Source organism: Xenorhabdus sp. SGI240, from assembly GCF_040081915.1.
In the GTDB taxonomy this organism is placed as follows: Bacteria; Pseudomonadota; Gammaproteobacteria; order Enterobacterales; family Enterobacteriaceae; genus Xenorhabdus; species Xenorhabdus bakwenae.
This window is the reverse complement of the sequence record NZ_JBEBMB010000073.1, coordinates 1-24,734: the sequence shown is the minus strand read 5'-3', so window position 1 is coordinate 24,734 and position 24,734 is coordinate 1. Positions and strand designations below refer to the sequence as shown.

The window sequence follows — 24,734 nt, the reverse complement described above, 5'->3', positions numbered from 1 at the left end:
TTTTCAATACACGGGCGGTGTCGCGAATACCGCTGTTATTCATCGCCATATCAACAACTTGCTCTTCCACTCCGGGGTTGCAGGCACGGTAGCTATATTTCAGTTGAAAGGTTTTTCGACAGGCATAGCAAGGGTAACGGGGATGACCGGCACTTCCTTTTACCTCTTCTGATTTGTGACAATAACGACAACAAACATCAATCTTAGCCATATTTCACCACTAAAAAGCACAAAGTTTATCACAGCAACTAATTATTTAATACATGACCCATCTGAAGATGAACAACTATCTATAAAATACTGCTCTTAATTTAAGATCCTTTGCCTCTTAGTATGAGGATTGTTATGATTCCGATTCATTCATTCTGAGATAACCTACTATGAACATTGACAAGAGTGTAATCACAGATAGATAAGCCGCAGCAATCACAGTTTTTTCGGTTGTTGCGGCGTTCTCAAGAAGCACTTAATTCTATGAACACGCCGCCAAATCCTTAATTTTAGGAGATGGATTCGTGCACTCAAAAGATTTTTTCTGGCAATATTCCCTTACCGCCACAATATTACTGTTATCCCCATTCAATATACTGGCATCACTGGCTATGGATATGTATCTGCCCGTAATGCCTTTTATCGCTGATGCCCTTGGTGCCGGAGCGGGAGCGATCCAGCTAACGCTGACTGCATATATGATCCTGTTAGGAGTTGGCCAGCTTCTATTTGGCCCGCTGTCAGATCGGCTAGGTCGCCGTCCTGTTTTGATTAGCGGTGGAATTGCTTATACGGTTGCTTCATTCGGCCTTGCCATTACTTCATCACCAGAAGTTTTTTTGGGTCTTCGCATTATTCAAGCCTGTGGCGCTTCAGCATGTCTCGTAGCCATGTTTGCGGCTGTACGCGATATCTATTCAGGCCGTAAAGAAATCAACGTGATCTATGGCTTGCTCGGTTCTATGCTTGCCATGGTTCCGGCAGTAGCGCCTTTGCTCGGAACACTGATTGACATTTGGTTGGGGTGGCGCGCAATCTTTGGTCTATTAGGATGTGCGATGGCAGTTACGGTTATTGTGGTCTGGAAACTCTGTCCAGAAACCAGACGGCAACGGATGGCAGACTTACAGTGGCAGCAATTACTTCTTCCTGTAAAATGCCTGAATTTCTGGATGTACACACTGTGCTACAGTGCAGGGCTGGGAAGCTTCTTCGTCTTCTTTTCAACGGCCCCTTGGGTAATGATGAGCCGACAAGGATTATCACAAATTACTTTCAGTTTGCTATTTGCAACTGTGGCTATCGCAATGATGGTGACTGCGCGAAGTGTGGGTAGTTTGATTGCCCGATGGGGGATACTAAATACGTTGCGGGTGGGAATGTTTTGCCTGATGGCAGGAGCTTTGTTGCTATCTGTTGGAGAAATGCTCATACCTGAGTCGGTGATTGGCTTTATTGTCCCAATGTGGCTTGTCGGTGTTGGGATTTCTATGGCGATTTCAGTAGCACCTAATGGCGCACTACAAGGTTTTGATCATATGGCCGGAACGGCAACAGCATTCTACTCCTGTTTGGGTGGGGTATTGTTGGGAATAGGTGGAACGCTCACCATTACACTTTTATCCAATGCCACCACTTGGCCGATTATTGCTTATTGCTTGGTTCTAGCAACAGTCGTACTTTGTCTGTCCTGCTTTATTAACAATGGAAGGCAAGAACAGCCGGATCAAAGTTGTGAAGCGGATTGATATGCGAATACCTCGATGGGATTATAAGCTTTGCGTTTGCGGGGCTTTTTTGCTTTGATCGGTTTATTAAATTGATATCCCAGAGAATGACATAAATCCAAGTGACATAAGGCCGACAGTGATAAAAGCAATGCCTAATTCCTTTAATCCTTTGGGTATATTTGAATATTTCATTTTTTCTCGTAGTCCGGCTAGGGCAATAATCGCTAGCATCCAGCCAATGCCACAACCTGCGCCATAAGTAATAGATTCAGCAAAGTTATAGTTTCGCTCAACCATAAATATGGTAGCGCCAAAAATCGCACAGTGAATAGTAAGTAAGGCAGGAAAATTCCTAGCGAGTGATAAAGGGAAGGAATAAATTTATCGAGAAACATCTCCAAAATTTGGACAAGAGCAGCTAAAACACCGATAAAGGTTATAAAATTAAGAAATGATAAATCTATTCCTTCAATGATCTCTATAGTTTGTTAAATCAATATATTAAGTTAATTTTATAACAGAAAAATAGATAGTGCCCGATCATTACGGATAATGCTGTTTTCATAACTGGCTTAACTTATGATTTGGTGTTTTGTAAAAACACAGCTGTCATTGGGAAATGACTATTTTTAAGGTAATTTCCCAATTCTTGCTTCCACAACCACACCAATAATATTTACTTGATTACTAAGGGTAATCATATTGTATTGAGGATTTAATGGCTTTAAAAATGTATCATATCCTTCTGTAATCAGTTGCTTGAAAGTCAGTTCCTTCTCTCCATCGAGTTTTGCTACGACTAAATTGTTGGGAGTCGGCTTAACTTCTGGATCAACTAAAATGATCATGCCTTGCGGAAAGCTTAGTCCATTCGGCGATACCATTGAATCACCTTTTACTTCCAGCCAAAAAGCACGTTGTGAACACTCAATACAGGTTTCATATGCCTTTGCAGTGCGGCTTGTTTGGTATTTTGGTGCGGGATCTTCGCACCAATTACCTGCATTTACCCAGTCGAGTAATGGATATTGCCTATGCAGGAGCATATGACTGGCAAATGCCGCATTATCATCATAGAGAACAGAGACAAGTTTTCTTGCTTGTTTATCCAGCGATGGACTGAAATCTGCAATTTTGACTTCCAGTTTTTGGGCAAAATAGGCCGCCATCTCCAAGTTAAGAGCGTTTATTCCGTTGAGATAGTGTGAAATTGCACTTTGTGTCTTGTCGATGTCTTCTGCAAGCGTTTCCTGAGAGATGCCGAGCTGCTTTTTTTTGGATTCAAATATCTCTTTTAAACGTGCCGAATCTGCAAGTTGTTCTGCTGTAAGTTTCTTTTTCATGGGATCATTTTAATACCATCGCTATTAAAATGATAAATACTAAAAATATTGAAATATTTAGTACTTTAGATATTATCTTGAGGGGAGGAGGAATAGTATGGAAAAAATCCCATTATCAGAGTATGTAAAGTTGAATGGCCAAGTTAAAGCAGCACGTTTAGTTGGTGTTCATCAAACAGCGATCAGTAAAGCACTGCGTTCAGGCCGGAAAATATTTTTGATTCGTCAAGAAGATGGAACCTACAAAGCTGAAGAATGCCGCCCGTTCCCTAGCCAAAAGCAAGGTGTATTGTGAATAACGAAGATATCAGAAGTACGATTAATTCATCTCTATTATAGGTTGAACTTAATTATCTCACTGATTTTATTAAAGTGTTTTTTGTGTATATTGTTGGGGGAGAAAACGTGAACGTTAACATTGGTCATTACTTCAGAGCGATAGGGAGCATTCTTGACATTATGCCCGTAAATGATTACCGCAATGCTTTAGATGCTGATTCGTCAGATGGATATTTACTCGAAAATAAAGAGATATTTCATTTTCTTGATTCATTTCCATCCCCTGAAGTATTGAAGAGTTATGAAACAATTTTACCTGGTTACGCTGAAAGAGTATTTACTCTCAGAGAAAAAGAGCAGGTTTTTCAACATGAAAAGCAGAATAAGACATTGAATGGGGTGATAAACAGAGATAGACGAGGGCAGTGGATGGGCTTTTTCATTACCCTATTTATCTTAATCATTGCGACTGTTTTTGCTTTTAGAGGCGAAATATTATTTGCTGGTACTTTAATCACTATAGATTTGGTGGGATTGGTTTCTGTATTTGCCATTGGTCGTAAATTGAATATTAAATAATTTCAGAATAATATAAAGATTTATTCAAAAAATAGGTGATTATTCTTACTATCTATCTTTTACATTAGTGATTTTTATGTTATATGCTCAATAAACTTCAAGTTGCAATCCGCAAGACGACGCGAGGCTTTATATTTCCCCGCTGCGCGGGGAAATATAATACGCATCTTGAAATTGGATTGGTATGTGTCTTAGGCAGTTACTGATTTTCTTTTGCTTTGTACGTAATTTCATCGAATCTAACATTGTGAGTTAATTAATAATTATAAGATAATCAATTTTTTCTGTTATAGAAAAAGAAATAATAAATAATAAATAATAATAAATAATAATAAATAATAATAAATATTATTCATTGCCTAATGAATATTTTTAAAAGTTATTTATAATTAATCGATTTTAAGTTACAGTTGTAAACAAAAAAGTAATAGCTTGAAGAATTTATGGGATATCTCTCAATCTGCTAAAGGAACTTCATTTTGTCTGATTCAGTTTTATTTTCTGCGATTAAAAAGCCAGAGGCCGGAGCGCAACTGTTATTTTTTCATCACGCCGGAGGGTCTTGTTTTTCCTACATTGAGTTGGCTCACAAGTTATCGGAATTTATTGAAGTTTATTGTTTGGAGCTTGCAGGCAGGGGAATGCGTGTTTCAGAGCCTTTTCAGGTGGATGTTGAAACTGTTTTATCTGATATCCTTGCCGCAATAAAGCGTTTAAGGTTAGGAGAGAATAAACCTTTATTACTGTTTGGGCACAGTTTAGGAGCGGAACTGGCTTATCAGATTGCTCGTAGGCTGGAGAGTGAATTACCAGAAAAGCAATTAGCACTTATTATCTCTGCCCGTGGTTTTATTGATTCTGAAGGGTTTAAAAATAAGCCATATGAGGAATATTCTGACTCTTATGTTTTGAATATCCTTGAGCAATGTGGCGGAACACCGGCAGATATTCTTGCTAACCCTGTACTACGTAATTATGTGATCAAAACAATGAAAAATGATCTCATTTTGTTGAATTCTTTGTCTTTATTACCAAAAGTAAAGTTGAATATCCCAGCTTATGTGATAGGAGGAGATAGGGATAATAGAGTTCCTGTTTCTCGTTTGGCGGAATGGTGGCAAGTGTTAACTGCGCCAATAGAACAACAAATTTTCACAGGAGGGCATTTTTACTTGTTCAATAATCATGCGGTGGTTTCTTGGCTCGAAAAACAGGCCAGAGAACTAGCTGGATAAGACTAAGGTCATGTACACTATTATTGACTTATCTCAGTTTAAAGCTCTTAATGATTAGATGGTTTACTCCATAAATAGATAAATTATTAAATAGGAGAAAATTAGTGATATCAGAAAGAATAAGTGACCAAGGGCGGTTTTCTGGCAAAAAAATAATTATTGTTCATGGATATACTGCTTCACCTTCATCACATTGGTTCCCTTGGTTAAAAGAGAAACTTATTGAACAGGGTGCGGAAGTTATCATACCTACCATGCCTGATACATCATCTCCTAAACCAGAAGCCTGGGCTAAGATGCTGATGGATATCGTGCCTGAGGCAGATAAAGACTCGGTTTTTGTTGGTCATAGTCTCGGTTGTATCACGTTATTGCGACATTTAGCATCGATGCGTTCTCAGTATCTTCGTATTGGTGGATATATTTTGGTTTCTGGATTTGATGCTCCTCAAATGACTTTACCAGAATTGGATTCTTTTACTGTTGAGCCGTTAGATTATGCTTTCTTGCGTGAGGTAACCAAATACCGTTTTTCACTTATTTCATCTAATGATGAAATTGTTTCTCCGCAATTCTCCCAGGCTCTGGCTCATTCTTTGCAAACGGAAGTAATTAATATTGCTAATGGTGGACATTTTCTTGATAGGGATGGCTTCAATCGCTTGTTACCTGTTTATGATATTCTGGAAAATATGCTATCAGACTGAATATAGATAAATGGTAGTTTTTAACCCTTCAGTTTATTGCTTTTATTCTGGAGGGAGATATTAAATATAAGAGACCAATGCGTTATTTTAAATATGGTTTGTCGGTTATAAGGTTTGATTATCATTTTTCTCAGGCTCTAATAAGGTTTCTCATTTAACATTTGGTGGAATACAACACTCTATCGCGTTGAATGCTCTATTTTTGGGATCACCAACGCTAGTCTGTGGGGGAATTGCGGCTGTCATGGCCTTGATTCTGGCATCTTGAAAAATGTGCGAATAACTTTTCAACATTAGGGTAGGTATTATGATTATTTCCGCTTCAACTGATTATCGGGATGCAGCTCAAGCTAAGTTACCGCCTTTTCTGTTCCACTATATTGATGGCGGAGCCTACGCAGAGCATACCCTTAAACGTAATACCGCAGATTTATCCAATATTGAGTTACGCCAGCGTGTGTTGAAGGATATGTCTGAGTTAAGTCTGGAAACCCGCTTATTTGGCGAGAAAATGTCAATGCCGGTAGCACTTGGTCCTGTTGGATTGACAGGAATGTATGCGCGTCGTGGTGAAGTGCAAGCTGCACGTGCCGCAGCCAAAAAGGGGATCTCATTTACTTTGTCGACGGTATCAGTATGCCCGATTGAAGAAGTCGCTTCTGCAATCGATCGCCCAATCTGGTTTCAGCTCTATGTGCTAAAAGATCGTGGTTTTATGCGCAATGTATTGGAAAGGGCACAGGCTGTGGGAGTCAAAAATCTGGTATTTACCGTTGATATGCCAGTACCAGGAGCACGTTACCGTGATGCCCATTCCGGTATGAGTGGCCCGTATGCAGCCATGCGTCGTATTTTGCAGGCGATAACTCATCCGCAATGGGCATGGGATGTAGGATTATGGGGTAAGCCACACGATTTGGGCAATATCTCGGCATATCGTGGCAAACCGACCAAATTGGAAGACTATATTGGCTGGTTGGGAAGTAATTTTGATCCATCAATTTCATGGAAAGATTTGGAGTGGATCCGTGATTTTTGGAAAGGGCCGATGATTATCAAAGGCATCCTTGATCCAGAAGATGCTAAAGATGCTGTCCGGTTTGGCGCTGATGGTATTGTGATTTCAAATCATGGCGGACGTCAGCTTGATGGTGTTTTATCAACGGCACGAGCTTTACCTGCGATTGCAGATGCAGTCAAAAACGACATTACCATTCTTACTGATTCCGGTATCAGGACAGGATTAGATGTGGTGAGAATGCTTGCCCTGGGCGCAGATAGTGTTTTACTGGGGCGTGCGTTTGCTTATGCGTTGGCTGCGGCAGGTGAAGCGGGCGTTTCTAATTTGCTGGATCTGATTGAGAAAGAGATGCGGGTAGCGATGACCTTAACCGGAGCGAGATCAATCTCGGAGATTAATTCAGATTTGTTGGTACTTAATCAAGTCTAATGGTAGATGGCACGATGCTGGTCAGCAGAATGTATTTGCTGACCATATCTAATTAATCCTTTAAATACCAATAGGATGATATCTCTGCCATGCAGGTTTGTCTGTCTGTCTGACCGTGAGGATTTTCAGCTAGCATGTATAACTGAGGCATTTTTTTCCTATTTATCAAAAATAAAGGATTATATATTCTCAAGCAATATCTCACCGTGTGAAAAGAGTCTTGCTTTACCTGTCAGATAGATACGATCTCCATCTATTCGACATAACAACTCACCGCCTCGTTCTGATAATTGACGGGCATGAAGCTCAGTTTTACTGAGCCGCTTTCCCCAAAAAGGGGCAAGAACACAATGGCTGGAGCCTGTAACAGGATCTTCATTGACGCCTTTAGCGGGTGCAAAATAGCGAGAAACGAAATCAGCGGACGAATCACCGAGAGCGGTAATGGTCAGTCCTGGCAAGGGTAGGGCCGCAATCTTATTAAAATCGGGGTGGGTATGGATGATTTGTTCTACGGAATCTAAAACACAAATATAACGATCATGTGAAGCTAATACTGTGGAAACATTTTGTCCCAGTGCATCTTGTATGACAGGGATGAGGTCATTTTCTTCATGGCAATCGGCGACAGGGAAATCCAATGTAAAAACACCATCTTGATGAAAAACCCGGAGTTCACCGGAGCGGCTTTTGAATGTGAGTAATTTCTCTTGGATGTTGCGGTGGGTTATGAGGACAAACGCGGTCGCCAGCGTTGCATGTCCACATAAATCGACTTCGACTTTAGGTGTAAACCAGCGTAGATGATTTTCGACCAAAAAAGCGGTCTCCGGCAGGCCAATTTCAGCAGCGATAGCAATCAGCGTTTCATCTGTTGGCCATTTATCCAGCAATACAACCGCAGCGGGATTGCCAGAAAACAATTTTTCCGTAAAGGCATCGACATGATAAATAGGGTATGAATGCATCAGAAGCTCACTTAATTTTTATAATGAAAATAAAAATATACAATGTTGAAACCTTATTGATTTGTAAAGAGTTATTTTGTTTAATTGCAAAATACACAGAAATTGTAGTGTTGACCTTAGGTGATAATGGTTATTAAATAATAATTCGTTGTTATAGTCCCAATAAGGACAGATATGAAAATCAAAGGATCCTATTGTCTATTTTTACTTTTGTCGGTGTGGTTTTCTCAAGCACTGGCTTTGGATTTAAGCTACCAAAATGATATCCCCGCAGATAACAGACCTTCAGAAGAATACCTGAAAAAGAGGCTCAATCTGGGCAGTTCGGGCTACGGAAGTTGGGACATGAAGGAACTTGCGAAAGGTAATACCTTAGCTGAGAAGAGGGAGAAGGAACTGAAAGAATACAATGATAAATATGGGGCAAAGAATCTGAGCCTTCCTCATGATTGGTATCCGCAGGGTTCTTATTTCCATATGCAGCAGCAGACTTTGAATCGAGAGATGGAACGCTTCAGGATGGAGCAAGAGATGGAACGCTTCAGGATGGAGTCTGAACGTTTTCAGAGAGCAAACTAAACGTCATTGTTATATTCCCATTAAGGAAAGATATGAAAATCAAAGGATCCCATTGCCTATTTTTAATTTTGTCAGTGTGGTTTTCTCAGGCTCTGGCATTGGATTTAAGCTACCCAAGTGGTATCCCTGCGGATAATAAACCTTCAGAAGAGTACCTGAAAAAGAGGGACACACTGGATCGTGGGAATTGGAACACGGAAAAATTGGCTAAAGACAATGCGTTAGTTGAAAAACAGGAAAATGAACTGAAAGAATATAATGATAGATTTAATAAGTATCACAATGGGCTTGATAAAGAGAGCTGGAAGCTTTCTTATGATTGGAATGAGCAACAGTTTAAGTTCTCTCATAAGCAACGAGACAACTTTATGCATCATGTCAGAGAGCAGGATAAACGTCGTTGCTATAGGGAAACAAGGCAGAAATTAGAGAAAGAGCAGGGGAATGGTTATTCCAATGCTGATATCGCCGATGCCTGTCGTTCTTACTATTAATTGAGTTAACTGCCAGTTAACACAGGTTTAAAACTGCCTCTTAAATGTAACAAAAGCAGTGAAATAGTGGCAAGGATGCTAAAAATAGCGAAAGGATTCGCAAATTTAGCAGCCACTGACATTAACCAACATACCATCAAAATGTGAGGTTGACACAAAAGGTATTAAACGATTGGTAGACGCTGATCAATACATAAGCTAATGGCTAATGCTATAAATATCAAACAGGTAATTTTATTAAGAATAGTTTGTACTGATGGTTTACTGGATATCGTTTTATTTAAAAAGCCGGACAAATAGGATATGATCGTAAATACAATAAAAGCAATTACGACAAATATTAAACCTAAATATAATAATTGAAGAGATACTGGAATAGCGATTGTATTGTCAGTAGTAAACTGAGGGAGAAAAGCCAAAAAGAAAATAATTACTTTTGGATTTGATAAATTCATAAACAAACCTTTTTTAATGAGTTTTTTTGTGTCATTAAAACTGTTGTTTTTGATATGAATAGGTTTTGCCTTAAAGGCTCCCCAAGCCAGATAGCTTAAATAAAACACACCAAATAACCTGATAATTTCAAAGACCACCGTATTAGCTTGTATTATTGCTGCAATGCCTAATGAAACTAAAGAGGTATGCATTACTAATCCAATACATAGGCCAAGGGTAATTAATATGCCTGATTTGCATCCATTTATTGCAGACTGACTTAAAACTAAAAGATTATCAGGGCCTGGTAAGAAGCATAGGAAGGTTGAAATACTGATAAATGTAACAAGTGTTTCTGTAGAAAGCATATTTATTACCATGATGAAATTAAAAATAACCGATGTTATCATCTATACCAATCCAACTTCAATATGCGTGTTATATTTCCCTGCGTAGCGGGGAAATATAAGGCCTCGCGTCGTCTTGCAGACTGCAACTTGAAGTTTATCGAGTATATATGAAAAAGTATTGATTATATTAATGTAACAAGGTCATCTATAAAAGACGAAAAATCTACTTGTAGGTATGAATTAATTTCATACCATGTTCGATAGTTCTTTCAAGATGAGCTTTGATCAGAGGAAAACAGATATCCCTAAACCATCTATGCTCTGGATCTTGGTGATGTTTCGCATGCCATAGCAAGTAGTATTGTTGTGCTTTAATATCAATAGGTAAGCGTCTTATTTGTAAATCATAGTGTTGAGCAAAATCAGCAGCAATATGCAGTGGTATGGTTAGCATGGTGTCTGTTTTTAACAATAACTCAATGGCCGCCTGGAAAAAGGGAACTGTAGTGTAAATGTGACGATTTAGGTTCATCTTTGCCAACATGTGATCGACAGAACTGTCTTTATCTCCGCCACCACTAATCAAAATATGTCGGCCTTCTATATAGTCGTTAATAGTCATATCACTATTAGCTTTGGAATGTATATTTCTAAATGCAACGGCAAGTTGATCTTCAGCCATCATTTTACCGTATAAGTTATCAGGTATCGTATCGGCAATGGTTGCGACTAAATCAATATTTTGTTCAGCAAACTTATTCAAATTGTCTTTATGCCACAATTTATATTCAATACTCACATTAGAAGCATCAACTTCAATGTCAGAAATTATAGATGGCAAGATGGCCTGGGCGACATAATCACTGGATGCTAAGGTGAATTTCCTCTTACAAAGATCTGGTTCCATGATTTCTGGTGTATAGAGGTTATCTAATTGTTGCATCAATGCTGGGAGCTTTTCTTTCAGTTTTTCGCCTTTTTGGGTGAGAATAAATTGATTTGTTTCTCTTACAATAATTTTGTCATGAAAATCTTCACGCAGCTGATGTAATATTTTGCTCATTGCCGATTGTGTAACACCTAATTTCTTTGAAGACTCAGTTAGGTTAAGAGTTTGCAATATTGATATTAAAGCTGGTAATAACTTGTAATTATTCAAGATGTGTTTTCCATGGAATGAAACATCTAATGATGTATAATAATTTTATGTCACTAATATGAATCCTGGACAAAATACCACTAAATATTCCTGACTCAGACACGGGGAAGATATTGGCTGTTACTTAGAAAATAACAGCCAGATGATGTTTATCAGTGAATATTATCGTTGTCACCATATAAAGATGGCATACCTTTAGGGCGAGTTTTGAAACGGCGATGCAACCACATATATTGATCGGGTGCCTGCATAATTTCCTTTTCGATCACTTTATTCATGAATGTTGCGGCTTCTGTTTCGTCTTGCAGAGGAAATTTTTCTATCGCGGGCTGAATAATTAACTCATAACCCTTTCCATTGAGTAACCTTCGCGGAGTAAAAGGGATTAGTGCAGGTTTGGCCAAACGGACGAGAATGGAGGTTCCGGTCGTAGTTGCAGCGTGTTCAACAGCGAATAATGGGGCAAATACACTGTTACGTGGGCCATAATCGTGATCAGGGGCGTACCAAACAATTTCACCATTTTTTAGGCATCGGATCATGCCCTTAACATCTTTTCTGTCCAGCATGTATTTATTGGAACGGAGACGCCCCCAAGTTTGTAGCCAATCCATAACAAGATTGTCATTTGGACGATAAACACCAATACCTGGGTTCAGCATACCAAAAATACGTGCTCCTAATTCCAGTGTTAAAAAATGGATACCAATGACAATAACCCCCTGTCCTGTGGATTGCACTTGTTGAATATGCTCCCTTCCGGTGACCTTGAACCAACGATTGATGCGCCAGTCAGGCCAAAACCAGGCCATTCCTGTCTCAAACAGGCCCATGCCAACAGATTCGAAATTTCTGACTAGATATTCCTGTCGTTTCTCTGCTGGCATATCAGGGAAACAGAGTGCCAGATTGCGCTCTGCAACGTTGGCCCGTTTTTTTAAGAAACGTAGTGAAAGTCGTCCAAGCCGGGTTCCCATCCAATAAATCGCTGGATAAGGTAGCAAAACCAGTAAATAAAGTATGCCAATACCTAGCCAGGTCAGCCAGTAGCGGGGATGTAAAAGCGAACGACAAAAAGGAGGTGCTTGTATCATGTGTTTTCTGTATGTTATTTGTTATTTTGAGTCGGTTTCAATCTGTCTGAATTAGAGATGCCTAAGATAGGCTCTAAAAATCATATTGGTGTATTGTGACACTTTTTAGTGGAATATCGAAATTTTGCGGCACTAAATATTGAATCTGGTAATAATTTGTTTGCAAGATTTACTGTCTGGCAAGGTTTTGCTGCCTCTGACCATCGTAGTCACCCTGCCACTGTATCGGCGTGATGGAAAAGCATAAATCACTATCCGCTAACGGCCATTTTCGTTATGATATCCCGCCATCAATGGAACGACCATTGAAGTTTTCATTTTTTAATCGAAATTCAGGAAAGAACACCATGCCAGTGTTGCATAACCGTATTTCTAATAAAGAGTTGAAAGAGCGCATGTTGGCTGAAATTGAGCCTCGCACTACTATCTCTTTTTATAAATATTTCACCATTTCCGCACCACAGACTTTTCGCGATAGCCTGTATCAAAAATTTACCGAGTTATCTGTCTTTGGGCGGGTTTATATCGCCAAAGAAGGTATCAATGCACAAATTAGTGTGCCTTCCAAGAATGTCGATGCGTTGAAGGCATTATTGGATGAAACTGATCCGGCATTATATAATCTGCGTCTTAACATTGCCTTAGAAGATGATGGTAAATCATTCTGGGTCCTGCGCATGAAAGTGCGTGAGCGCATTGTTGCAGATGGTATTGAAGATGAAACTTTTGATTCATCTAAAACAGGCGAATATCTGAAGGCGGAGCAGGTTAACCAAATGCTGGATGATCCTGATACCGTCTTTGTCGATATGCGTAACCATTACGAATATGAAGTTGGGCATTTCGAAAACGCGATTGAAGTTCCATCAGATACGTTTCGTGAGCAGCTGCCAATGGCTGTAGAAATGCTGAAGGATAATAAAGATAAAAATATTGTCATGTACTGTACTGGCGGAATTCGTTGCGAAAAAGCAAGTGCTTATATGTTGCATAGCGGGTTTAGCAAAGTTTACCACGTAGAGGGTGGCATTATTGAGTATGCCCGCAAAGCGAAAGAACAAGAATTGCCAGTGCGTTTTGTTGGTAAGAACTTTGTCTTTGATGAGCGTATGGGTGAGCGCATTACTGAAGATGTTATTGCTCACTGTCACCAATGCGGAGTGACGTGTGATAGCCATACCAACTGTAAGAACGATGGTTGCCATTTGTTATTTATCCAGTGCCCATCTTGTGCAGCACATTTCGAAGGCTGTTGCAGCAATGCTTGCCGTGAAGAGATGAAACTGCCAGAAGAAGAACAGCGTATCCGTCGTGCAGGAAGAGAGAATGGGGCTAAGATTTTTAATAAGTCCCGCTATCGATTAAATGAAGGTTTGAATATTACATCCCTGCAATCTATTAAATAGTCGTGCGTTAAGTCCGTCGTCGTTCCCATCTTTCAAATTGTAGCTTTATTCTCTGTGCTTACTTATCCCATTCACATAATAAATTATGTGAATGGGAATTTTATACTAGAATAGGTTATTCAAAAATCTAACAAAAACACTTGAAGATATTGTAAATAAAAAGTAACTCTATTTTGTTGGATACACCTATTTTTTCTATAATATGCCTCCTATGGGAATAAACTGTACTATTGCTAATTTTTAATGTTTTGGCAATTTTATGAATATCCATTTCTGACATTCAATAATAGATGATACGATCTTCTTGATGGCTAAAAATAGAACTATGAGTGCTGAAATTAGAGAAATAACATTGAATATTATATAATGCCATTTCTTTTAGGTGCTCAAGTAATATCGTTACATCTTTCTTATATAATATAAAATCCTTATTTTTCAATTCGATATAAGGTGGTTGGCTATTTATGGCATCACGCATTGATACTGCTTTTAAAGAGAGGATATCTGTATTTTCTTTTAGATGTTCAATAATTCCAAAGCGTGAATAATAGCATTCATCAATGACTAATAGTTTCATTACTTGAACATTCTTGTTCTACTGTAGTTATATTTAAATAATCAGTTTAATAGCTAAACATTAGGCGAGTGAACACGGGCGTATAAGACAATATTTGAAGAATAATAAACCATATGGATAATTTTATTGGTTGAGATGTGTTCAGTTGTTCATTTGGGACACTCAATATATTGAGTGTCCCAATGTGTTGGAGGTGTTAAATTTAGTTATTGTTAATGTTTAATATGATCAAGTTGGCTGTATTCTGAGGATTCTATTTTTTCAATCCCGGCTTGTAAAATGAGGATAAGCTGTTTGGCAACGCCTGTTGTTAACCATAACGTTTTGTCAACACTGACACTTTCTGTTGTTTGATCTTGGGTGGATGAGTAATGAAGGCGTATCATCATGGCGTCATAGGCATCGACAATGCTGATATCCCAGCCTACAACAGGATGTGTTTGAATTATTTCATTTTCTTTTCCCATATAACCTCCTAATCAGACTACAGAATCATATTGATATAATTGACTAAGAGCAGAAGGCCTCGTCTAAGACAAGCCTTAAGCAGTATAAACCTTTTTGGCAATCTATACTCGATAAACTTCAAGTTGCAATCCGCAAGACGACGCGAGGCCTTATATTCCCCCGCTGCGCGGGGAAATATAACACGCATCTTAAAGTTGGATTGGTATAAGAAGTGAAAAAAGCAGGATTTTTTGCATCAGAACTGAGAAGAACCATGATGGGTTATTTCTGCTTTTTATCAGGCCAGAAGTGCGCGGAAATAAAGAACAATTTCCGCACGAAAGAGCGTGCTAAAGTTACTCACATCCCCTTACATCCCATCTTGCATCTTCCCCTGCAAGGAATGGAATTAACTTTTCGTCACCACACGCAATGTATTCAACAACAGGGGTTGGTTTGCGGGTGAGTTCGATAAAGCCATCATTAACTGGCAAACCGTAAAATGCAGGGCCATTCAGGGAGCAGAAGGACTCGAAATATTCCATTGCACCCATTTCTTCAAAAACAGTAGCATAAGCAGCCAGGGCGGTTGGAGCATTGAAAACGCCCGCACAGCCACAAGAAGATTCTTTGCGGTGCAGTACATGAGGAGCGGAATCCGTGCCTAAGAAAAAGCGGTTACAACCACTGGTAACTGCTGCTCGGAGGGCTTCTTGATGAATGTTGCGTTTTAGTACAGGTAAGCAGTAAAGGTGAGGACGAATACCACCAACCAGCATATGGTTGCGATTGAACATTAAGTGCTGTGGTGTCAATGTCGCGCCTAATTTATCGTTGCCTTCTAGAACATATTCTGCGGCTTCTTTGGTGGTAATATGCTCGAAAATAATTTTTAATTCAGGAAATTGCTGACGCAATGGTTCCATTACCTGTTCGATAAAGCGCGCTTCACGGTCAAAAATATCAATATGAGAAGCGGTAACTTCCCCGTGGATCAGCAATGGCATACCTATTTTTTCCATGGTTTCCAATAATGGGTAGATCTTTCTGATATCGGAAACACCGTGGCTAGAATTTGTTGTTGCGTTGGCGGGGTAAAGTTTGCAGGCGGTAAAGATGCCTTCTTTATGGCCAATCTCAATTTGATTGCTGGCTGTTGAATCTGTCAGATAACAAGTCATAAGAGGTTGGAAATGATGATCTGACGGTGTAGCTGCAATTATCCTCTCTTGATAGGCTTTGGCGCTGGCAACATCCGTCACTGGAGGGACGAGGTTGGGCATGACGATAGCTCGGCCAAAAAAACGGCTGGTATGGGGTACAATGGTTTTTAGCATACCGCCATCACGAAAATGAACATGCCAGTCGTCAGGGCGGCGGATTTTAATTGTATATGATTCAGTGGTCATGGAACCGGCTCCAGAATGTAAGTGAAAAATGATGGATGCTGATTCAGCAATCCTTAAGCCGGAGGAGAATGATAAAGTGAAAATAGCTAAATAGCTATTATTGAATGATAATATTCTCTAAATTTTGAAAAATTATAATTTTAAGTTTATTCGGGATGAGGGTACGTAGAGGAAATTATCTTATCAAAAAAGGAAAAAATAGAAGTAACAACACGAGGGTGAATTGAATTTGGCTCCTCCAGCTGGACTCGAACCAGCGACATACGGATTAACAGTCCGCCGTTCTACCGACTGAACTATGGAGGAACTCCTTCAAGACGGGGCGAATGTTAACGGCATTTTTTGCGTTTGTCAAAGCAGAAAATAGTAATAACCGTTTGATTGCTGAGAATCTGTGCATTATGTGTGTTTTTTGACTAAAATTGACGGGTGATAGTAAATCGGGGAGCAGAAATGGGGCATAGGAGTAAGTAATCGAAGAGGAAAGCAAGAAGGAAGATCCCTGAAAAATGGAGATCCTAAAAAGAAGTAGGACAAAAAACTGGAGACCAGAAAGCAAAAAACCTGATTAGTTAATCTAATCAGGTTCTTCAAAATATTTGGCTCCTCCAACTGGACTCGAACCAGTGACATACGGATTAACAGTCCGCCGTTCTACCGACTGAACTATGGAGGAACTCCGTTTAAGTGGCTCGAATAATAACGGCATTTTTCACGGTTGTCAAAGTAGAAAATAACAATAAGTGTTTGATTGCTCGTAATATGCGCTTGTCGGGCTGTTTTTGATCTTTTTGTGTTTTTAGCATAGGTAATCACGTCGGCAAGGCTATTTGAAATAGAGAAGAAACGGGAAATAAAGAGATGGAGATAAAAGGGAATGTGTAACCGTTTGTGCTCAAAAGTAAAAATCCCGACCAGCAAAGCTAATCGGGATTTCCAGAAATTTGGCTCCTCCAGCTGGACTCGAACCAGCGACATACGGATTAACAGTCCGCCGTTCTACCGACTGAACTATGGAGGAATTGAGTTGTTCCTGAGAACGGAGCGGATAATACAGTGAATGGTTTAATGTTGTAAAGTAAAAAAATTAAAAATAAAACCAGTTGATTTGTTTTTCGTCAAAATGGCTTTTTTTGCTGTTTTTTGCTTAAAAAATATCTAATAATTTGAATTTTTATTGATTTTAACATCTTTATTGTTTTTTATTTATCTAGGAAAAACTCAACTTATTTTATATACCAATCCAACTTCAAGATGCGTGTTATATTTCCCCGCGCAGCGGGGAAATATAAGGCCTCGCGTCGTCTTGCGGATTGCAACTTGAAGATTATCGAGTATATTCGTTGCTTTTATCTCTGTTTTTATTGAATTCTAAGTAGAAAACACAAGATATTATAAAGTAAATATGTGCAGGATTGGTTTTTAATAGATACTGGCAACAAGTACAGAACAGGTTGGTCTTAGTAACAGGGGTTACGCATGAAAATATTGAGTGGATAATTCCTTCATTTTGAGAGGGGTGCAGATGAAAGAATTAGTGGAGGTCTTTTCTGATTTTCCAGATCCACGTTGTCAGGGAAAGGTTAAACACCGTTTTATTGATATCTTAGTGATCGCCGTATGCGCTGTCATTGCCGGGGCTAATGCCTGGACCGATATTGAACAGTACGGCCAGCTAAAAAAGGATTGGCAGGGTTCATTTCTTCCGCTCAAAGGCGGTATTCCTTCACATGATACTTTCCGGCGCTGTTTCAGTTTATTAAATCCCGCTCTCTTTGAACGTCATTTTTATCAGTGGGTTTCTCGTGACATCTCTTCAGAAAAGCGGGGGATCATTGCGATTGATGGTAAAAGTTTACGCCATTCGTTTGATAAGAAAATTGAACAAAGCCCACTACATGTGGTGAGTGCATTCTCGGTTGAGAAAGGACTCAGCTTATGTCAGTGTGCAGTAGACGGAAAATCAAACGAAATTAAGGCCATCCCGGCATTATTATCGATGCTTTCATTGAAAGGACATCTCGTGACGATGGATGCGATGGGCTGCCAACGCACGATTGCTCAGCAATTACGCGAGAGTGAAGCTGATTATATTTTGTCGCTTAAAGGCAATCAGGGGAAAACTTTTTCGGAAGCTGTTAACTATTTTCAACAACCACAGATAACCCAAAAACCTTACCTTAAACCTGACTATGATGAATTCGATGATAGTCACGGACGTACCGTCAGACGACGCGGGCGGGTTCTGCCGCTGACCTCAGAAACAAAATACTTAAGTTCTTGACCAGATATTCAGGCTCTTCTGGTAACGGAAACGATACGACAAGAACGCTATTCTGACACAGTGCCCTCTGATTTTCGTTATTATTTAAGCCGTTGCCATGATTCTTCCGCCTTTCAACTAGGTGCCATAAGACAACATGGGGCTATCGAAAATAGTTTACACTGGGTACTGGATGTCACTTTTAGAGAAGATGATGCACGGATGAGAGAGCGGACCGCCACAAGAGTATTTGCCCAATGACGTAAAATGGCACTCAATATTGTTAAACGAGATACCAACAGTAAACTGAGTTTGAGTGCTCGAAGGAAATCGGCCGGGTGGGATAATGGCTATATGGAAGCGCTGCTATTTAATCAATTTTAGCCCACCAACATTTCATGCGTAACCCCTGGGATGTCAGGTGAGAATTTTCGAGAATGGTTTCAATACGGATATCGTGAAGCCAGTGCTCAAAAAGTTGTATTCATAGGTAAAACGATCACCGGCATCAAATTCAAAGTCATTAAGCGTAATTTTGTAGGGGTTGTCAGGAAACCCGATCCCACCGGTGTAGGAAATGCCGTAATTTTTGCCATAAATACGGAATTGATGCAGGTGATCATCCTGCCATCCTTGCGCGATCTGAATGATGTAATGAAAAGCCGCTAAAGATGTCTCGCCTGATAGCCTGAATCGGCGCCAGACCATAGGACTGATACCTAGAAGGGCAATTTTCACGATATAGGATTTCATGGTGAAGCACCAAATAAATACGTTTGGTTGCTTATTCTATCGCCGGTTTAACAGAATGTCCCACAGATTTTTATGCTCTCCATACAAAAATAGCAACGCCCCGAAGTGCTGCAAACACTATCGAGGCGTCTCACCACAACGTAACGGAGACTTACGAGATGGCTGACACACAGCTTACCCAAACTCGCCTTAAATTTACATTCCTAATTGCATCCGGCACTCAGCGGCTGGTGAATATTCACCCGGTGCGCCTGATTACTGTACTGGCAGACAGTGAGGGAGAAGCCCACCCGCAGGAACAATCACTCACTGGACGGGATAGACTGGCAATCAGAACCGGAGTAGCGCAGACGTTACAGGCTAAAGAACGTCACCGCTGTAGAATGACCGCACCTACCTATCAATGGATGAAACCAGCACCGAAACGTTAAATAGTACCTTAAGGCCAAAGTGAGGATCGCGGTATTCTTCGGGGGTCACTGAGCTAATGACCTCGACAACGGGTAAGTATGTTAAACGTACTGAGCTATTTATAACCAAGCCTCTTAAAGAGGTGAGCCTCTGAGATTGAACTCCTTAACCTCAAGTAACCCCTAGAGTTAATTCACGCCTCCGTTTGAAACAGAAGCGTAAGCCAAATCGCCTTCTCTGCTTGGTATTTAATCGTTTCGTTTGAAACGGAAGAATGCTGAATTAAAGGTGAGAAATCCCACCTTTAGCTAAGCGGTTGATTTTACGTAATTTACGCTCAGGACAGGAATTAAATTAAATCAATGGGTTAAAAGTGGATAATTATCCTATTTAACGTAACTTACTGATTTTGCTTATTTCCGGTGCAGAGACAGAGATTAATAGAATCAGGGGGTTAAAAGTCGGGAAATCCCGCTTTTACGGTGCTGAGTTTTATCAGTCATATGATAAATTCTATTAATTCCCTGCCTGTCATTTTATGTCATCCTGCCATCAAAACGTGCAACCTATCAAATAATAGTCAAGCTGCACTCTCCTGTATTGATGAACCCATTTATTGATGTTCACCGGCGGAGAAGTCTCCCACCGCCTTCATGTTACTTAGCAATGTGTATTGTTGATTAAATGAGGGAATAATTATGCAAGATAAAAAACCTGAAATACAAATCTTAGAAGATGATGGTCTTGTTGTCGTTCCGACTCCAGAATATGTTAAAGATTTAATTGAAGAACACGCCCAAAGCCGCAATCACCCAGATGCAACACTGCAAGATAAGGGTTTTGTAGTTCTGAGTAATGATGTAAGTGGTAGTGAAACGATGGCAGCTACACCAAAAGCTGTAAAAGCAGCCTATGATTTGGCGCATACTGCCAATCAATATGCTGATAATGCAAATGACAACGCCAATACTCGTTTAGCTAAAGATCAGAACGGTGCAGATATCTCTGATAAAGCAGAGTTTGTGAAGAGTCTTGGTTTATCGGAACTGGTTTATCGAACCATAGGAAATGGACCAGGACAGATTCCTGACATGTCATTTTTTAAACGATATGGAGATACTAAAAATGGATGGGTTCAGTACCCAAATGGATTAATTTATCAATGGGGTGTTACATCAACTGCAACAAATGACGAGATATATATAACATTTCCAATTCAGTTTAGTTCTGGGGTATCTATGGTCAGTGAGCACGATCATGGTGGAGGTACAACTAGGGCCATATGGCAAATAAATGATATCAGTTTGACAGGCTTTTTAGCAGTAAACCTAGGAGTGTTACAAAGAAGTTCAAGCACTTTTAATCCACCTTTTTTATCTGGGTGTCAATGGCATGCCTGGGGATTCTGATAATGACATATTTTTATAGTGCATTGCGTAATTCGTTTTATCCTGCATATATGAAAAAACATTATATCAACAGTGGTACATTTCCCGATGATGCATTGGAAGTATCAGAAGCATGTTTTATTGAATTTGCTATTAATTCTGCGCCGGTAAATAAATATCGAGTTGCAGGTGCCGATGGTTTACCTGTATGGGACAATATACCCCTGCCAACAATGAAACAATTGCAGGAAAGTGTCGAGAAAAAAAAGAAAGATCTCATGTATCAAGCCTCAAATATCATAGCTCCACTACAGGATGCCGTTGATTTAGATCTCGCTACAGATGAGGAAAAAGTAGCACTCATCGAATGGCGTAAATATAGGGTATTACTCAATCGAATTGATTGTTCCACTACTCCAGATATCGTATGGCCTAAACAACCAAAGGAATAACAAAGATATAGTAGTTGTATTGACCTAATATCAATTCAGACATGGATGTCTAATCAATCACCTTCGTCAATATCTCAAGCTCCCGATCCTCAACAGAACGAAGCTCACACCACGCCAAAACATAAAGATTTGTCAGTATTTTATCCTCATGTTTCCAGCGTCATCACAGGGGCTTTACCTCATGAAAATAAACTCCATATTAATAATTCACTCTTCGATATCCTTTCATCAAATCCCTATTAAACGGCGGTATCACATGATATTGCCGTTCCTTGCATATCTCTAATTAGTCGAATTAATAATGTTTCATTATTTGCATCATTCATTTTATATGTTGCATTTATTGTAATATTATAGCTGTATAAATTATCAGCACATGAGGTGTAAGTATGAAAGTCGATAGCAAAGCTATCTTACTGACTCGTCAGCAAATGGACGCTTTACGTCAGATCCAGCGGGAGAATACAGCCGCTCCACCCTTCACGAAGTCGCCCGTAAGCTGGTCGACAAGGCTTTATCACAGACAGGAAGATAACAATGGCAACTTACAGTATGTCGAATTTGTTTGAGGTCGGTGCCGGGAATCGCGTGCAGATTGTGCGGGCCATTACCACCTATACCCGAAACGCCGAAGGGGTGGATGATATTGCCCTGCTGGATCTCACCACCCTCCGCACGCTGGATTACACCCGTAAGGCGTGCCGTGAGCGCATTTCACAGCGTTTTCCCCGTGACAAACTCAATGAGCGGACACGCCAGAAAGTGCGCTCTGAGTTGCTGGATGTGCTGCTCAAACTGGAAGAGTCTGAGATTCTGGAAAACGTCGAAGCCAACAAGGACAAGCTGCTGGTCGAGCGCAACGATAAAGATCCGAACCGGCTGGATGCGGAAATTCCGGCGGATGTCGTCAATGGCCTGCACGTCTTTGCCGGCCGTATTGACCTGTATTTATAAGAGGTAACCCATGTTAGAAGAATATGTCGGCGCGATTGTGCTGGAAATCGATGGCCGGGAAGTTGAGGTCACCGATTTGGATGTACAAATCAACACCGGCCGCAAGCTGGTCAAGACTATGAACAAAACAGGCCGGGCCAAGGGGTATACCTCCGGCATTGCCACCTATGACCTGTCGTTGTCGGTGGTCATTCCGCTGGAGGGTGATCTGGACTGGGGCAACCTGGTGGGCGTCAAAATCACCCAGTACCCGGTCACGGGTAAAGGGGGCCGCCGCACCTCGTATCTGGACTGTTTCACGACCGAAGTGGGCGCGAAATACACCGTCGATAATGAGGCCAAACGTGATATCAAAATGGCCGCATTACGGGAGGTCATCGAATGATAACCCAAACGGGCACGTTGCTGTATGGCATTGAACACGCTGACAGCGTGCACCATGAATTTCAAATCCGGCTGCCGACCATGCGCCAGAGCTATGCGGCGCTGGACGAAACCGAGTCCGTGTGCGGCACCATTGACGGGCATGCGGCGGATCTGCATTACCGGATGGCGGTGGTCGCCCGGTGTCTGGTCACGCTGGGCACCATTCCCGTCTCTGATATCACCACCGAATTATTGCTGGATCAACTGACCAGCGAGGATTTTGAGGTGCTGGAACAGGCCATTGCCGCCGTTAAAAAAAAGCGACAGCGGCCACCGAACGCCGCAGCGGAATAATGCTGGTCAGTATTGCCCTCGGGCAATACGGTCTCAGTCATGAACGCATCCTGGCCATGAGCCGCCCCGAACTGGACGGCTGGATTGCGGCATTAGGGAAACTACAGGGTGCGCCAGCCCCCAAACACAAACACCGCAAGCGGGTTAAATCCCTGCGTCAGAAACCCAAGCAGCCAATAACACAACGGGGTTAATGTATGGCACGTGATCTCAAAATATCCCTGGCGGTTTCGTTCCGTGATGAAGCATCGCAAAGTATCATCAAACTGTTGCGGGATGTGGTCAAAGGCGCGGAGGATGCCGGCAAAGCCGCCGACAAGGCCGCCGAGCGTGAAAACCGTCAACAGAAGCAGCGCCGCAAGGCGTCACAGGCGATGACCGCCGAAGCGCGGCGCCAGGCCCGGGATGCCCGCGCCCGCGAAACGCTGGGCGTACGCGCTGAACGATCCATTCAGCGGGAAATCACCCGCACCATCGCCAGTTATAACCGGCTGGCCCGCAGCGGGACCCTGTCCATCGCCGAACAAAGCCGGGCCTATGATGCCATGCGCCAGCGTGTCGCCGCCCTGCGTAATGAAATGCAGGGCGTCAGCCGGCTGGCAAAGTTAGGGGCATTTGGCAGCAAAATGATGACCGTGGGCGGCGGACTGGTTGCGGGCGGGATGGTCGTGGCGAAGCCGGTCAAAGAACAGATGGGCTATGAACAACGGCTGGCGTATCTGAGTAATACCGCCTTTAATGAGCGGGATGTCGCCGGCCGCAAAGCGGGCAAGGCCGAGCTGCATAACATTATTCGTACGTCGGTTGAAACCGGGGGCGGCACCAAGGAGCAGGCCACTGAGTTACTGAGTGAAATGTTAGCCAATGGGGCGTTTAGTTTTGATGAAACCAAAACGTTAATGCCCATATTACAAAAATATGCGACGGTCACCGAGGTCAGCGGTGCGCAGTTAGCCAAAGTTATCGAATCGCTTAAAGGGTATGGCATCACCAGCGCCGACGATATGATGAAAGCCCTGGATGCCGCGATCCGGGCAGGACAGGAAGGGGCATTTGAGTTTGCCGATATGGCCCGATGGTTACCGGAAATTTTGTCAAAAGCCAATGCCAACGGCTACGCAGGCCTGGAGGAACTGGTTAAAATTCTCGCCTATACGCAAGGGACGAAAAAAAATGCCGCCTCATCGGATGAAGCGGGCAATAACTTCGCCAACTTACTCGCTAAGTTAAACAGTACCGATTTATCCCGGCGGGCGGCCAGAATTAAATTTGATGGTTATGGTATCGATATTGCGAAAACCCTGGCCGATGCGCGGGGGAAAGGCATTGATCCGCTGGAAACCCTCGTCTTATTGACGGACAGGATCGCCGCGCAAAACCCGGAGTTACGCAATATAGAAAAAGCCCTGGCGAGTACAGACCAGAAGTCACCGGAATATCAGCGGTTATTACAATCGCAACAAAAAATATACGAAAGCTCGTCTATTGGTAAATTGCTGGCCGACCAACAGGCCATGATGGCCCTGTTGGCGATACGTAACTATAGCAAAATCATACTAAT

General features: G+C 41.4%; 28 protein-coding genes, 3 tRNA genes and 3 pseudogenes. 19 read left to right on the top strand and 15 right to left on the bottom strand.

The annotated features are described in order from the left end of the window. The coding region (locus ABLA76_RS14885) for an IS1-like element transposase (protein ID WP_348988512.1) at positions 1-211 on the bottom strand (211 nt) is incomplete at its 3' end. 304 nt (positions 212-515) lie between these two features. Between ABLA76_RS14885 and cml the strand changes: the two are divergent. Beyond that, positions 516-1,688: pseudogene (gene cml, locus ABLA76_RS14880) on the top strand (CmlA/FloR family chloramphenicol efflux MFS transporter); the annotation flags it as partial. Positions 1,689-1,805: 117 nt separating this feature from the next. Here the strand turns inward: cml and ABLA76_RS14875 are convergent. Further along, positions 1,806-2,197 (bottom strand): annotated as a pseudogene (locus ABLA76_RS14875) (Rnf-Nqr domain containing protein); the annotation flags it as partial. Positions 2,198-2,350: 153 nt separating this feature from the next. Then, positions 2,351-3,064, bottom strand: a complete 714-nt coding sequence (locus tag ABLA76_RS14870) for a S24 family peptidase (RefSeq protein WP_348988511.1) — start codon at positions 3,062-3,064, stop codon at positions 2,351-2,353. A 97-nt stretch (positions 3,065-3,161) separates the two neighbouring features. Between ABLA76_RS14870 and ABLA76_RS14865 the strand changes: the two genes are divergently transcribed. The 5 genes from ABLA76_RS14865 to lldD all read left to right on the top strand — a co-directional run bounded on the left by ABLA76_RS14865 (position 3,162) and on the right by lldD (position 7,314). Next, a complete protein-coding gene (locus ABLA76_RS14865) occupies positions 3,162-3,359 on the top strand; it encodes a Cro/CI family transcriptional regulator (protein ID WP_047771141.1) in 198 nt (65 codons plus the stop codon). Positions 3,360-3,469: 110 nt separating this feature from the next. Then, positions 3,470-3,922, top strand: coding sequence for a DUF2335 domain-containing protein (locus ABLA76_RS14860; RefSeq protein WP_348988510.1), 453 nt, complete (start codon positions 3,470-3,472; stop codon positions 3,920-3,922). A gap of 479 nt (positions 3,923-4,401) precedes the next feature. Then, on the top strand, positions 4,402-5,157 hold the full coding sequence (locus tag ABLA76_RS14855) for an alpha/beta fold hydrolase (protein ID WP_348988509.1): 756 nt from the start codon (positions 4,402-4,404) through the stop codon (positions 5,155-5,157). Between the two features lie 104 nt (positions 5,158-5,261). Beyond that, positions 5,262-5,864 (top strand): alpha/beta fold hydrolase, encoded by a 603-nt coding sequence (locus ABLA76_RS14850; protein WP_348988508.1) that lies wholly within the window; start codon positions 5,262-5,264, stop codon positions 5,862-5,864. A gap of 307 nt (positions 5,865-6,171) precedes the next feature. Continuing rightward, on the top strand, positions 6,172-7,314 hold the full coding sequence (lldD, locus tag ABLA76_RS14845; RefSeq protein WP_348988507.1) for an FMN-dependent L-lactate dehydrogenase LldD: 1,143 nt from the start codon (positions 6,172-6,174) through the stop codon (positions 7,312-7,314). 179 nt (positions 7,315-7,493) lie between these two features. Here lldD and ABLA76_RS14840 read toward each other — a convergent pair whose 3' ends face one another. Then, the gene (locus ABLA76_RS14840) at positions 7,494-8,282 is read right to left on the bottom strand and encodes a PhzF family phenazine biosynthesis protein (protein ID WP_348988506.1); all 789 of its coding nucleotides are present in this window, start codon (positions 8,280-8,282) and stop codon (positions 7,494-7,496) included. Positions 8,283-8,456: 174 nt separating this feature from the next. On the opposite strand from ABLA76_RS14840, the gene ABLA76_RS14835 reads away from it, so the two are divergent. Together ABLA76_RS14835 and ABLA76_RS14830 are read left to right on the top strand one after the other, a co-directional pair. After that, a complete protein-coding gene (locus tag ABLA76_RS14835) occupies positions 8,457-8,861 on the top strand; it encodes a hypothetical protein (protein WP_348988505.1) in 405 nt (134 codons plus the stop codon). A gap of 32 nt (positions 8,862-8,893) precedes the next feature. Further along, complete coding sequence (locus ABLA76_RS14830; protein WP_348988504.1) at positions 8,894-9,355, top strand: hypothetical protein; 462 nt, start codon at positions 8,894-8,896, stop codon at positions 9,353-9,355. Positions 9,356-9,519: 164 nt separating this feature from the next. Here the strand turns inward: ABLA76_RS14830 and ABLA76_RS14825 are convergent, their stop codons facing one another. From ABLA76_RS14825 to ABLA76_RS14815, 3 genes are all read right to left on the bottom strand, one after another. Beyond that, positions 9,520-10,158: a LysE family translocator gene (locus ABLA76_RS14825; RefSeq protein ID WP_348988503.1), complete on the bottom strand. Its 639-nt coding sequence runs from the start codon at positions 10,156-10,158 to the stop codon at positions 9,520-9,522. A gap of 205 nt (positions 10,159-10,363) precedes the next feature. Then, positions 10,364-11,299: a LysR family transcriptional regulator gene (locus ABLA76_RS14820; protein WP_348988502.1), complete on the bottom strand. Its 936-nt coding sequence runs from the start codon at positions 11,297-11,299 to the stop codon at positions 10,364-10,366. Between the two features lie 152 nt (positions 11,300-11,451). Beyond that, on the bottom strand, positions 11,452-12,393 hold the full coding sequence (locus tag ABLA76_RS14815; protein ID WP_047771177.1) for a Kdo(2)-lipid IV(A) acyltransferase: 942 nt from the start codon (positions 12,391-12,393) through the stop codon (positions 11,452-11,454). A 347-nt stretch (positions 12,394-12,740) separates the two neighbouring features. On the opposite strand from ABLA76_RS14815, the gene ABLA76_RS14810 reads away from it, so the two are divergent. Then, on the top strand, positions 12,741-13,799 hold the full coding sequence (locus tag ABLA76_RS14810; protein ID WP_348988501.1) for a rhodanese-related sulfurtransferase: 1,059 nt from the start codon (positions 12,741-12,743) through the stop codon (positions 13,797-13,799). A gap of 127 nt (positions 13,800-13,926) precedes the next feature. Here ABLA76_RS14810 and ABLA76_RS14805 read toward each other — a convergent pair whose 3' ends face one another. The 7 genes from ABLA76_RS14805 to ABLA76_RS14775 all read right to left on the bottom strand — a co-directional run bounded on the left by ABLA76_RS14805 (position 13,927) and on the right by ABLA76_RS14775 (position 17,253). After that, positions 13,927-14,070, bottom strand: coding sequence for a LuxR C-terminal-related transcriptional regulator (locus tag ABLA76_RS14805; RefSeq protein WP_348988500.1), 144 nt, complete (start codon positions 14,068-14,070; stop codon positions 13,927-13,929). A gap of 9 nt (positions 14,071-14,079) precedes the next feature. After that, positions 14,080-14,376 carry a hypothetical protein gene (locus tag ABLA76_RS14800; protein ID WP_348988499.1) on the bottom strand — a complete coding sequence of 99 codons (297 nt, stop codon included), beginning with the start codon at positions 14,374-14,376 and terminating at the stop codon, positions 14,080-14,082. A 212-nt stretch (positions 14,377-14,588) separates the two neighbouring features. Then, positions 14,589-14,843: a biofilm formation regulator BssS gene (gene bssS / locus ABLA76_RS14795; RefSeq protein ID WP_285810311.1), complete on the bottom strand. Its 255-nt coding sequence runs from the start codon at positions 14,841-14,843 to the stop codon at positions 14,589-14,591. A gap of 336 nt (positions 14,844-15,179) precedes the next feature. Then, positions 15,180-16,232, bottom strand: a complete 1,053-nt coding sequence (gene pyrC, locus ABLA76_RS14790; protein WP_348988498.1) for a dihydroorotase — start codon at positions 16,230-16,232, stop codon at positions 15,180-15,182. Between the two features lie 230 nt (positions 16,233-16,462). Next, positions 16,463-16,538, bottom strand: a tRNA-Asn gene (locus ABLA76_RS14785). A 294-nt stretch (positions 16,539-16,832) separates the two neighbouring features. Further along, positions 16,833-16,908: transfer RNA gene (locus ABLA76_RS14780), tRNA-Asn, on the bottom strand. Between the two features lie 269 nt (positions 16,909-17,177). Continuing rightward, positions 17,178-17,253, bottom strand: a tRNA-Asn gene (locus tag ABLA76_RS14775). A gap of 504 nt (positions 17,254-17,757) precedes the next feature. On the opposite strand from ABLA76_RS14775, the gene ABLA76_RS14770 reads away from it, so the two are divergent. Continuing rightward, the gene (locus tag ABLA76_RS14770) at positions 17,758-18,516 is read left to right on the top strand and encodes an ISAs1 family transposase (RefSeq protein ID WP_348988497.1); all 759 of its coding nucleotides are present in this window, start codon (positions 17,758-17,760) and stop codon (positions 18,514-18,516) included. A 396-nt stretch (positions 18,517-18,912) separates the two neighbouring features. On the opposite strand, the gene ABLA76_RS14765 is transcribed toward ABLA76_RS14770, so the two are convergent. Continuing rightward, the gene (locus ABLA76_RS14765; protein ID WP_348988496.1) at positions 18,913-19,248 is read right to left on the bottom strand and encodes a plasmid pRiA4b ORF-3 family protein; all 336 of its coding nucleotides are present in this window, start codon (positions 19,246-19,248) and stop codon (positions 18,913-18,915) included. Between the two features lie 158 nt (positions 19,249-19,406). Here ABLA76_RS14765 and ABLA76_RS14760 point away from each other — a divergent pair, with 158 nt between their 5' ends. The 9 genes and pseudogenes from ABLA76_RS14760 to ABLA76_RS14720 form a co-directional block, all read left to right on the top strand. Further along, positions 19,407-19,679 (top strand): hypothetical protein, encoded by a 273-nt coding sequence (locus ABLA76_RS14760; protein ID WP_348988513.1) that lies wholly within the window; start codon positions 19,407-19,409, stop codon positions 19,677-19,679. A gap of 678 nt (positions 19,680-20,357) precedes the next feature. Further along, positions 20,358-21,068: a phage tail protein gene (locus ABLA76_RS14755; protein WP_348988495.1), complete on the top strand. Its 711-nt coding sequence runs from the start codon at positions 20,358-20,360 to the stop codon at positions 21,066-21,068. A 2-nt stretch (positions 21,069-21,070) separates the two neighbouring features. Then, the gene (locus tag ABLA76_RS14750; RefSeq protein ID WP_285809601.1) at positions 21,071-21,499 is read left to right on the top strand and encodes a tail fiber assembly protein; all 429 of its coding nucleotides are present in this window, start codon (positions 21,071-21,073) and stop codon (positions 21,497-21,499) included. Positions 21,500-21,888: 389 nt separating this feature from the next. Further along, complete coding sequence (locus tag ABLA76_RS14745) at positions 21,889-22,068, top strand: hypothetical protein (RefSeq protein ID WP_348988494.1); 180 nt, start codon at positions 21,889-21,891, stop codon at positions 22,066-22,068. Next, a pseudogene (locus ABLA76_RS14740) lies at positions 22,067-22,453 on the top strand (phage tail sheath C-terminal domain-containing protein); the annotation flags it as partial. The gene ABLA76_RS14745 and the pseudogene ABLA76_RS14740, both read left to right, overlap by 2 nt. A 10-nt stretch (positions 22,454-22,463) precedes the next feature. Next, on the top strand, positions 22,464-22,838 hold the full coding sequence (locus ABLA76_RS14735; protein ID WP_348988493.1) for a phage tail protein: 375 nt from the start codon (positions 22,464-22,466) through the stop codon (positions 22,836-22,838). Continuing rightward, positions 22,835-23,173 (top strand): hypothetical protein, encoded by a 339-nt coding sequence (locus ABLA76_RS14730; RefSeq protein WP_348988492.1) that lies wholly within the window; start codon positions 22,835-22,837, stop codon positions 23,171-23,173. The genes ABLA76_RS14735 and ABLA76_RS14730 overlap by 4 nt, the downstream gene beginning before the upstream one ends. Continuing rightward, a complete protein-coding gene (locus tag ABLA76_RS14725) occupies positions 23,173-23,367 on the top strand; it encodes a hypothetical protein (RefSeq protein ID WP_348988491.1) in 195 nt (64 codons plus the stop codon). Before ABLA76_RS14730 ends, ABLA76_RS14725 begins: the two co-directional genes overlap by 1 nt. A 3-nt stretch (positions 23,368-23,370) precedes the next feature. Continuing rightward, positions 23,371-24,734, top strand: a 1,364-nt coding sequence (locus tag ABLA76_RS14720; RefSeq protein ID WP_348988490.1) for a phage tail tape measure protein, incomplete at its 3' end; no start/stop codon positions are given.